Origin of the sequence: Roseateles sp., assembly GCF_019237615.1 — a bacterium.
Lineage (GTDB): Bacteria > Pseudomonadota > Gammaproteobacteria > Burkholderiales > Burkholderiaceae_C > Pelomonas.
Window position 1 is genome coordinate 1 of record NZ_JAFAGT010000037.1, and the last position, 10,116, is coordinate 10,116.

Sequence of the window (10,116 nt, forward strand, 5' to 3'; positions counted from 1 at the left end):
AAGGCACGCTTTGTAGCCGGGCAGGGTTTCGGCGAGCCTTCGCAGGCGGGAGGAAGTCCCGCCCGCCGCCGCTCAGGGGTACAGACCGCGCTCCTCGCGCGCCTCGAGCACGCGCGTGCACGCGACCGTGAACGCGGCCGTGCGCAGCGAGATCTTGTGGTGCTCGGAGGTCTCCCAGATGCCCTTGAAGGCGCCCGTGATGATCTTGTCGAGCCGCACGTTGATCTCGTCCTCGGTCCAGAAGAAGGACGAGAAGTCCTGCACCCATTCGAAGTAGGAGACCGTCACGCCGCCCGAGTTCGCGATCACGTCGGGCACGACGACGATGCCGCGGTCGGCGAGGATCGCGTCGCCGTCGGGCGTGGTCGGGCCGTTCGCGCCCTCGAGCACGATGCGCGTCTGCACGCGCCTGGCGCGCTCGCCGGTCAGCTGGCCCTCGAGCGCGGCCGGGATCAGCACGTCGCTCTTGACGTCCCAGAAATCCTCGCTGGCGATCATGTCGCCACCCTTGAACCCGGCCACGCCGCGCGTCTTGGCGACATGGTCCAGCAGGCTCTGCATGTCGAAGCCGTTGGTGTTGACGATGGTCCCCGTATGGTCCTGAACAGCGACGATCTTGGCGCCATTGGCAGCGAACAGCTTGGCGGCGATGGAGCCGACGTTGCCGAAGCCCTGCACGGCGATGCGGGCGCCGTCCATCTCCATGTTCAGGCGGCGCATCGCCTCGCGGCCGACAACGAACACGCCGCGGCCGGTGGCGGCCACGCGGCCCAGCGAGCCGCCCAGCGGGATGGGCTTGCCCGTGACGACGCCGGTCGCCGTGGCGCCGGTGTTCATCGAGTAGGTGTCCATCATCCAGGCCATGATCTGGCCGTTGGTGTTCACGTCGGGCGCCGGGATGTCCTGGTTGGGGCCGATGATGATGCCGATCTCGCTGGTGTAGCGGCGCGTCACCTTCTCCAGCTCCTTCAGGGACAGCATGGCAGGGTCCAGGCGGATGCCGCCCTTGGCACCGCCATAGGGCAGGTTGACGGCGGCGTTCTTCACCGTCATCCAGGCCGACAGGGCCATCACCTCTTCCAGCGTCACGTCGGGGTGGTAGCGCACGCCGCCCTTGCCGGGGCCGCGCGTCAGGCTGTGCTGCACGCGGAAGCCCTCGAAGTGGGCGATGGTGCCGTTGTCCAGCTCGATGGGAATGTCGACGATGAGGGCGCGCTTGGGACGGCGCAGCGTCTCGACCCAGCGGCGCAGGTTGCCCAGATAGGGTTCCACGGCATCGATCTGGGACAGGTAGGTTCCCCACGGGCTGTTGCGCGTGGGCGAAACGAACGACAGGTTGGGCATGAAATGCTCCGTAACTTTGAGTGGGGCGAACGGTAGCGCGAAGCTCCCCTGCGCTGCCAGGACTTGTCTAGCCAAGTGGTCATGTGCCTATGCAAGCAATGCATGGCCCACGGGGCGTGTGCCTGATTTCACGCCACGGGCCGTGGCGCCGGCAACAAAAACCCGGCCGCAGCCGGGTCGTGTCGGGGCTCGCGGGCTCAGGAACCGGGGGCGGCAAGGGCTCGACGGAAATCGGCATCGTCGAACAGCTTGCCGGCCAGCGTCTTGTAGAGCGCGCCGTACTGGTTGATGGCGGTGGGGATGGCGATGGCGCCGACGAAGGAGGATTCCCACGTCGCCTCGGCGACGACTTCCTTGTCGAAGAGCGTCTGGCCATCGCGCCTGACCTGGACCCGTGCAGCCAGCCGGCCCTTGCCAACGCTCATGCCGGCGTCGACCATGCTGTCGGTCAGCTGTCCTTCGACGACGAAGCGGGACTTGGCATCGAGCAGGCCCGCGGCGCCGAGTTCCGCGGCGATCTCGTCGCGCAGCTGGCCGGCAAAGCTGCCGCCGGCAGGGCTCACGGACGAGCCGCGCAGGCCGCTCAGCGAGGTGTCCATGTCGGCCGGCTTGCCCGCGGCAAGCTTGAAGCTGCCCATCTGGGACGGCACCAGCTTTGCGGTGCGCAGCTTCTCGGCGTTGCCGGCGCTTGGTGCCGGAGCAGGCATCTTGACCGAGACGCAGCCCGCGAGGATGGCCAGGGCGGCGGCTAGTGCCATGCGCTGGAGCGGGGCGCTGGAAAGGAGGGGCTTGGCGGTCATGTGTCGGGCCTCGGTCACTTGAAGCTGGTGTCCTGGGACAGGTCGTTCAGCACGTTGCTGACCACCTGGGTCGTCATCTGGAAGGCGGCCTCCTTGTGGTCGGGCATCTTGACGGCGTTGGAGGGGCCGCCGGTGGCGCCGATGGTGGTGTAGATGGCGTGGCGGGCCTGCTTGACGAGCTGCGCATCGCTGCCCGTGGCGCGGTAGGTCGCGGTGCAGACGTAGCCGTCGCCCACCTGCGAGCCGGCCAGGCCCAGCGTCAACCCGGTCAGGAAGCCCTTGGCGAAGGCGTCGTCCGACATCGGGACGTTGTTCAGCGTGATGCTGAGCATGGCGCCGCCGGGCACGGCTGCGGAGCCGACCTCGTTGAACAGCCCGCTGGCCTTCACCTGGGCGATGACGCGCTCGCGCAGCATGCCGGTGACCTGGGCGTTGGCGACCCCCTTGGTCTGGAACTCGAACAGCAGCTGCACCGGACCCGGGCTGGCCGGCTTCTTGAACTGGGCCGCAGGCACCTCCTTCGTGCCGGCGTCCAGGTAGGCACTGGCGCAGCCGCCAAGCAGGGCCGTTGCGGCAAGGAGCATGCCGAGCGCGGCTCGCCGCGCCCCTTCTCTCATAGCAAACATGGGTTCTCCCTCAGGGTTGGAATCGTTCGGAGCAAGCTTCGTTGCACCGCCCCCGGCATGTGCCAGGAGTTGGGAATATAGGAAGGGCCCGCCACGGCGGTGGCCCGCGATATCCCGGGTGTGCGAGGTGACGAATACCATCGCCGGGTGACCTCGCTCGACCTCGCCCTGCTCTACCTCGTCGCTGCCGTACTGGGCGTCGTCGCCTGCCGCTCGCTGAAGCTGCCGCCCATGCTGGGCTACCTGGCCGTGGGCGTGCTGATCGGGCCGAACGCGCTGGCCTTCGCCCACGATTCGGCCAGCATCGAGTACCTGGCCGAGTTCGGCGTCGTCTTCCTGATGTTCGCCATCGGGCTGGAGTTCAATCTGCCCAAGCTGCGCGCGCTGCGCACGGCCGTCTTCGGCCTGGGGCTGGCCCAGGTGCTGCTGACCGTCGCCGGCGCGCTGGCGGGCAACGTGCTTCTGGCGACGGGTTTCGCGCTGCTGGGCCGGGCCTGGGAGCTGCCCTGGAAGGGCGCCCTGGTGCTGGGCGCGGCCATGGCCATGAGCTCGACGGCCATCGTCGTCAAGCTGATGGCCGAGCGGCTGGAGCTTGAGAGCCCGCATGGCCGGCTGGTGATGGGCGCGCTGCTGTTCCAGGACCTGGCCGTCGTGCCGCTGCTGGTCCTGATCCCGGCGCTGAACAGCAGCGGCGGCCAGATGGTGAATGCCCTGGCCTGGGCCGGGCTGAAGGCGGTCGCGCTGCTCACGCTGCTGCTGTATGGCGGCCAGAAGGCCATGCGCTGGTGGCTGACGCTCGTGGCGCGGCGCAAGAGCGACGAGCTCTTCATGCTCAACCTGCTGCTGGTCACGCTGGGCCTGGCCTGGCTGACCGAGCATTTCGGCCTCAGCCTGGCGCTGGGGGCCTTCGTCGCCGGCATGCTGATCGCCGAGACCGAATACAAGCACCAGGTGGAGACCGACATCCGGCCCTTCCACGACGTGCTGCTGGGCCTGTTCTTCATCACCATAGGCATGAAGCTGGACTGGCATCCGCTGGTGGAGAGCTGGTGGCTGGTCGTCATGCTGACGGCCCTGCCGGTCCTCGCCAAGTTCGCCCTCATCGCGGGCCTGGCGCGGCTGTTCAAGTCGCCGCCCGGCGTGGCGCTGCGCACGGGCCTGTACCTGGCCCAGGCCGGCGAGTTCGGCTTCGTGCTGCTGACGCTGGGCGCCCAGCACCAGCTCATCGCCCCGCAATGGGTGAGCCCGGTGCTGGCCAGCATGGTGCTGTCCATGCTGGCGACGCCCCTGCTCATCCTGTACAGCAACCGCATCGTCATGAAGCTGTCCAGCAGCGACTGGCTGATGCAGTCCGTGCAGCTGACGACCATCGCCAGGAAGAGCATCCAGACCGAGGCCCACGTCATCATCTGTGGCTACGGTCGCTCGGGCCAGAACCTGGCGCGGCTGCTGGAGGGTGAGCACATCCCCTACATGGCGCTGGACCTGGACCCCGACCGCGTGCGCCAGGCGGCGGCGGCGGGGCAGAGTGTGGTCTTCGGCGACGCCGCCAAGGTGCAGAGCCTGATGGCAGCGGGCCTGGCGCGCGCCAGCGCCGTCGTCGTCAGCTACCACGACACGCCGTCGGCGCTGCGCATCCTGCACCTGGTGCGCACGCATGCGCCGCGTGTGCCGGTGGTCGTGCGCACCATCGACGATGCCGACCTGGAGAAGCTCAAGGCTGCCGGGGCCACCGAGGTCGTGCCCGAGGCCATCGAGGGTTCGCTGATGCTGGCCTCGCATGCGCTGGCGCTGGTGGGCGTGCCGATGCGGCGCGTCATCCGCATCACACGCGACGCGCGCGACCGGCGCTACGGCCTGCTGCGCGGCTATTTCCACGGTGCCGACGACGACACCGCGGACGAGCTCGACCAGGCCCGCCTGGCCTCCGTCACGCTCCCCTCGGACAGCGCGCATGGCGGCCATGCGCTGGAGGAGCTGGCCCTTCAGGCCATGGGGGTCGCGGTGCTGTCACTGCGCCGCGCCAGCGGCAAGGCCGTGCTCGTTGACGAGCGCACCGCCCTGGCCGGCGGTGACACGCTGGTCATCAGCGGCATGCCCGCGGCCCTCGCGCTCGCCGAAGCCCGGCTGCTCGGCTGATGCCGCCTGCGTGACAAGCGCGCGCGGCCCGCTGCGCCACACTGGCGCCATCCGCCAGAGGAGCCGCGCCATGAACTTCGACTACAGCCCCAAGGTCGCGCAGATGCGCGAACGCCTGCTCGCCTTCTTCGACGAGCACATCTACCCGAACGAGCGCCGCTATCTCGAGGAGGTCGAAGCCAACCGCCGCGCCGGCAACCCCTGGGTGGCCACCCAGGTCATCGAGGCGCTCAAGCCCAAGGCCCGCGCGGCCGGGCTGTGGAACCTGTTCCTGCCCCGCTCCAGCCGCGCGCCCGAGGGGCTGAGCAACCTGGAGTACGCGCCGCTGTGCGAGATCATGGGCCGCGTGTTCTGGGCCCCCGAAGTCTTCAACTGCTCGGCGCCGGACACCGGCAACATGGAGACGCTGGAGCGCTACGCCTCCGAGGCGCTGAAGGATCGGTGGCTGGAGCCGCTGCTGCGCGGCGAGATCCGCTCGGCCTTCCTGATGACGGAGCCTGCCGTGGCCTCGTCGGACGCGACCAACATCGAGTGCCGCATTGCGCGCGACGGCGACGACTACGTCATCAACGGCCGCAAGTGGTGGAGTTCCGGCGCCGGCGACCCGCGCTGCGCCGTCTACATCGTCATGGGCAAGACCAGCCCCGAGGCCGGCAAGCATGAGCAGCAGTCCATGATCGTGGTGCCGGCCGACACGCCGGGCATCACCGTCATCCGTCCGCTGTCCGTGTTCGGCTACGACGATGCGCCGCATGGCCACATGGAGGTGGAGCTGAAGAACGTTCGCGTGCCGGCGGCCAACATCCTGCTGGGCGAGGGCCGGGGCTTCGAGATCGCGCAGGGCCGCCTGGGCCCGGGGCGCATCCACCACTGCATGCGCAGCATCGGCGCCGCCGAGCGCGCGCTGGAGCTGATGTGCGAGCGCGCCATCGCGCGCACCGCCTTCGGCAGGACCATCGCCCAGCAGACCGTCACACAGGAGCGCATCGCCGAGGCGCGCTGCATGATCGAGCAGGCCCGCCTGCTGACGCTGAAGGCTGCCTACATGATGGACACGGTGGGCAACAAGGTCGCCAAGGCCGAGATCGCGATGATCAAGATCGTCGCGCCCAACATGGCCCTGCAGGTCATCGACTGGGCCATCCAGGTGTTCGGCGGCGCGGGCGTGTCACAGGACACGCCGCTGGCCACCATGTGGGCCCACCAGCGCACGCTGCGCCTGGCCGACGGCCCGGACGAGGTGCACCGCAACTCGCTGGCCAAGCTGGAGCTGGCCCGGCACATGAAGCTGCCGACCGACGGGATGAGCATGCCCGTCACGCGCGGGGCCTGACCGCGCCAGGGCGGCGGGCCCGTGGCGAAACCGCCGCATGCCGGCGCGGTGGCCGAGGCGCCGCGGGACAAGGCGGGTGGAGCGAATGACAATGCGGCGCATGGCCAAGCCCGCACCCCGACTCAGTCCCCAGCAGACCCAGAGCGTCATCGCCACCGCTTTCGAGGACGTGCCGCCCTACAACAAGGTGTTGCTGATGCATGGCATAGGCCATGGCGAGCTGGTGGCCCTGCTCAAGCGCGAGCTGACGCCGGCGGCCTACAAGCTGTGGGCCGCGCGGGCCAAGACGAGCAAGGGCCCCACCAAGAAGGCCACCTGGCCGCACGGGCGCTGACGTGCCGCTCGCGCGCCGTCCTGTCCTCGCGTTGCTGGCAGGCCTCACGGCCTGCACCGACCCGGATGCGCGCTTTCGCAACCGTATCGATACCGGCTGGCACCGCGACGATCTCGACGCGCTGATGCTGCGCTGGCAAAGCCATGCGCCGCAACCGGACGGCAGCTTCCAGCTGCAGTTCGACCGGGCCTGGAAGCCCCGGCCCCAGCCCGAGATGGACCTCACCGGCCACGCCCGCCTGGTCTACGCCTTCGCGGCCGCCCACGAGTTCATGCCGGACGCGGGTTATCTCGCCATCGCCCGGCGCGGCGTCGACTTCATGCTGGCGCGCTTTCGCGACCCGACGCATGGCGGCTTCTTCCACACCGTGGGCGCCGACGGCCAGCCAAGGGCCACGATCAAGCGCGCCTACGGCCATGCGTTTGCGCTGCTGGCGCTGGCCGAGGTCTACCGCGTGGGCGGCGGCGTGCGCTACCGCGAGGCGGCGATGCAACTGTGCCGCGAGATCGACATCGGTTTCACCGACCCGGCCGGCGGCCTCTACAACGAATGCGAGCGCGACTTCAAGCCCATGCCAGGCGGGCGCACGCAGAACCCCGTCATGCACATGTTCGAGGCGCTGCTGGCCTTGCGCGGGGCCAGCGGCGACATGCTGGCCGAGACCATCGCGCGTCGCCTGGGCGACTTCGCCGCCTACAAGCTGCTGCAAGGCCAGGCCGACGGCGGCGCCCTGATCCCCGAGTGGTATGACGAGGCCTGGCTGCCACTGCCCAGCAAGGCTGCGGGTGGCTACGTCGACCTGGGGCACCAGTTCGAATGGAGCCACCTGCTGACCCTGGGTGCCTCCGTGTCGCCCGTCTATGCGCAGGTGGCCGAGCGCGTGCTGGCCTATGCGCTCGCGGCCGGCTATGACGAGATCGATGGCGGCTGCGGCCGGCGAGCTTTCACCGACGGCAGCAAGGCCGACCTGAGCAAGGGCTGGTGGCAGCAGGCCGAATGCCTGCACGCGCTGCTCGTCGCCGGCCAGGCCACCGGCCGCAACGACCTGTGGCGGCGCTACGAACAGACCCAGGGCCTCATCAAGAAACAGCTCATCGACGTCGAGCAGGGCGGCTGGCGCGCCGCCGATGTCCTGCCCTGCAAGAGCGGCGGCTGCAAGGACGAGCAACCCGATCCCTACCACATGGTGCGCCTGCACCAGGCGGCGCTGAAGGTCGCTCAGGGCATGCCGGCATAGCGCCGCAGCGTGCCGGACAGCGCGATCAGCAGCAAGCTACCAGCCAGGCAGACGGCGGTCAGCACGGCGTAGAGCGACAGCCCCGTCGGCAGCAGCCAGCCGTAGAGCTGGCCGGCCAGGAAGCCCGCCGTGGCCTTGGCCAGCATCCAGGCGCCCATCAGCGTCGCGGTCCAGCCGGCCGGCGCATAGCGCGACACCACGGCCAGGCCGATGGGGATGACCAGCAACTCGGCGGCGGTCTGCACGCCGATGATGCCCACCATCATCCAGGCCGGGATGAGCTCGCCCTGCGCGGCCCGCCCCTGCAGCATGTGCAGCAGCACGAAGCTGGCGCCCAGCACCCCCATGCCCAGGCCCTGCACGCGGAACTCCGGCCAGTCCAGCCGCGACAGCAGGCGCGCCGACAGCGGCGCCAGCAGGATCACGAGGATGGGGTTCACGGCCAGGAACTGCGCCGCCGTCAACTCGAAGCCGAGGAACTGCGGCGAGACATGGTCGCGCACGAACAGCGTCATGACGCCCGCCGCCTGCTCGTAGCCCAGGTAGAAGCAGATGGCCACCAGCGACATCAGCAGGATGACCTGGATGCGGCGTCGTGCCCCTGCATCGTTCCAGGTGGTGCGCGCCGGCTCGGGCGCCGGTGCGGCGACGGCCGGCAGCCAGCGCCAGCCGGCCATGAAGACGACCACGCCGATGGCCATGCCCACGGCGGCCGCCATGAAGCCATAACCCCAGCCATGGCGCTGCGCCAGATATCCACCGATCAGCGCCGACAGCGCCGCGCCGATATTGATACCCATATAGAACACCGTATACCCGCCCTGGCGCCGTGCGTCGTCCGGCGCATACAGCGCGCCGACCATGGCCGTGGTCGTGGGTTTGAACAGGCCCGTGCCCACCGCCAGGAAACCCAGTGCGAGCGCGACCGGCTGATCCAGGCCGAGCGCCACATGGCCCGCCATCATCAGCAGCATGCCCAGCACCACTGCCCGGCGCTGGCCCAGGAAACGGTCGGCCAGCCAGCCGCCGGCGATGGCGCACAGGAATGCTGAACCGGTATACATGCCATATACCGACAGCGCGTCGGCCCGCGAATATTGCAAGGCCTCTACCAAATACAGCACCAGCAGCGAGCGCACGCCATAGAAACTGAACCGCTCCCACATTTCCGCACCGGCGAGTACGAACAGTCCGGCGGGTTGGCGGGGTTTTTCGATGGGCAGGGAAATGGCCTCGGCGGACATGGTTTCAGGCATCAGGAATGGGTTTTCGATAATAAGGGCGTGGCGCCGGTGGGTTTCGGGCATCCTCGTGCAGGCCTCAGGGGATACCCGCGGTAACGATGCGAAAAACAGCATCCACAAGTTCAAAAAATGATTGCCTGTCGGGTCCCGGGTGGCTGACCACCCGCTTTGGGAAGAAATCCGGGTGTCTGCAGCCGCCTCGAGAGCATCAATCCGGCCACGAGGCATGAGCACTGTCCCCGGCCAGGCGCATCCGCCGCAACCGCGCCGCTGCCAATGGCCGGTGCGCAGGCTGGGCGCGCAGCCCTGCCTCTGCCCCGACACTCGTCGCATGCGCCATCTCACCTTCGACCTCACCGACAGCTCCGACGACATCCTGACGCTCGAAGCCATGGCCTCCACGCGCGAGGCCGGGCGTGCGGCCGTGATGGTCGAGGTGGAGCAGGTACTGGCCTGGGCCCAGGCCGAGTTTGGCGGCCGGCAGGGGCCGGTGGAGGACGGCTTCGCCTGGGACCACGAGCTGCTGGTGCAGCATGAGGCGGGTGGCTGGGTGACGGTGACGCTGACGTTCAGCGCGTCGGCGGAGTTCGCCGAGGCATTCAAGGCGACCTTTGGGGGTGACGACGCGGATGAATGAGTCCAGGCCTATGCCGCTTCGGCGCGAAGGTGCGCCCCCAGGGCTCGGACAGCCTTCAGACCGTTGCCAGACCGGCCGTCGAAAAGCTCCTCGTCGCTACCGCTCGCGAAGGGCACAGCACCGCTGACTTGATGGTCTGGCCGTTGTTCAAGTCCGCCTGAGCGGCTGCCCGCAGAATGCGGCGCCTCAATGTCATCGGAGATGTAATGGATGCCTCCCTCCCTACGGGGACTGAGCTTGGAGCACAGGGATGAACAGCGTGGCTGTTCGTGGGAAGGCCGTTGTCGCAGGGACAAGGTGGACCCTCGAATGGATACGGCATCAAAGTGCCCAGGGCGTGATAGACCAAGGTCGTCACAAACACCATCGAGGGTCCGAGATGAATCGTACTGCGGGGATGAGCGCCGGGCAGATCATCGGCA

General features: G+C 68.7%; 9 protein-coding genes. 5 read left to right on the top strand and 4 right to left on the bottom strand.

The window, feature by feature from the left end; all coding sequences use genetic code 11:
* Positions 1-72 precede the first annotated feature (72 nt).
* The 3 genes from JOY88_RS06670 to JOY88_RS06680 form a co-directional block, all read right to left on the bottom strand.
* The gene (locus JOY88_RS06670) at positions 73-1,344 is read right to left on the bottom strand and encodes a Glu/Leu/Phe/Val family dehydrogenase (protein WP_293501414.1); all 1,272 of its coding nucleotides are present in this window, start codon (positions 1,342-1,344) and stop codon (positions 73-75) included.
* A 197-nt stretch (positions 1,345-1,541) separates the two neighbouring features.
* Positions 1,542-2,102: a hypothetical protein gene (locus JOY88_RS06675; RefSeq protein ID WP_293501415.1), complete on the bottom strand. Its 561-nt coding sequence runs from the start codon at positions 2,100-2,102 to the stop codon at positions 1,542-1,544.
* 56 nt (positions 2,103-2,158) lie between these two features.
* The gene (locus tag JOY88_RS06680) at positions 2,159-2,728 is read right to left on the bottom strand and encodes a hypothetical protein (protein ID WP_293501416.1); all 570 of its coding nucleotides are present in this window, start codon (positions 2,726-2,728) and stop codon (positions 2,159-2,161) included.
* Between the two features lie 189 nt (positions 2,729-2,917).
* Here JOY88_RS06680 and JOY88_RS06685 point away from each other — a divergent pair, with 189 nt between their 5' ends.
* The 4 genes from JOY88_RS06685 (at position 2,918) to JOY88_RS06700 (ending at position 7,813) form a co-directional block, all read left to right on the top strand.
* Positions 2,918-4,909, top strand: coding sequence for a cation:proton antiporter domain-containing protein (locus tag JOY88_RS06685; RefSeq protein ID WP_293501417.1), 1,992 nt, complete (start codon positions 2,918-2,920; stop codon positions 4,907-4,909).
* Positions 4,910-4,979: 70 nt separating this feature from the next.
* Complete coding sequence (locus tag JOY88_RS06690) at positions 4,980-6,242, top strand: acyl-CoA dehydrogenase family protein (RefSeq protein ID WP_293501418.1); 1,263 nt, start codon at positions 4,980-4,982, stop codon at positions 6,240-6,242.
* 100 nt (positions 6,243-6,342) lie between these two features.
* Positions 6,343-6,576: a DUF2805 domain-containing protein gene (locus tag JOY88_RS06695; RefSeq protein WP_293501419.1), complete on the top strand. Its 234-nt coding sequence runs from the start codon at positions 6,343-6,345 to the stop codon at positions 6,574-6,576.
* A gap of 1 nt (position 6,577) precedes the next feature.
* Positions 6,578-7,813: an AGE family epimerase/isomerase gene (locus JOY88_RS06700; protein ID WP_293501420.1), complete on the top strand. Its 1,236-nt coding sequence runs from the start codon at positions 6,578-6,580 to the stop codon at positions 7,811-7,813.
* On the opposite strand, the gene JOY88_RS06705 is transcribed toward JOY88_RS06700, so the two are convergent.
* A complete protein-coding gene (locus tag JOY88_RS06705) occupies positions 7,795-9,069 on the bottom strand; it encodes a peptide MFS transporter (RefSeq protein ID WP_293501421.1) in 1,275 nt (424 codons plus the stop codon). The genes JOY88_RS06700 and JOY88_RS06705 overlap by 19 nt on opposite strands.
* A 319-nt stretch (positions 9,070-9,388) precedes the next feature.
* On the opposite strand from JOY88_RS06705, the gene JOY88_RS06710 reads away from it, so the two are divergent.
* Positions 9,389-9,694, top strand: a complete 306-nt coding sequence (locus JOY88_RS06710; protein ID WP_293501422.1) for a hypothetical protein — start codon at positions 9,389-9,391, stop codon at positions 9,692-9,694.
* The last annotated feature ends 422 nt before the right edge of the window (positions 9,695-10,116 follow it).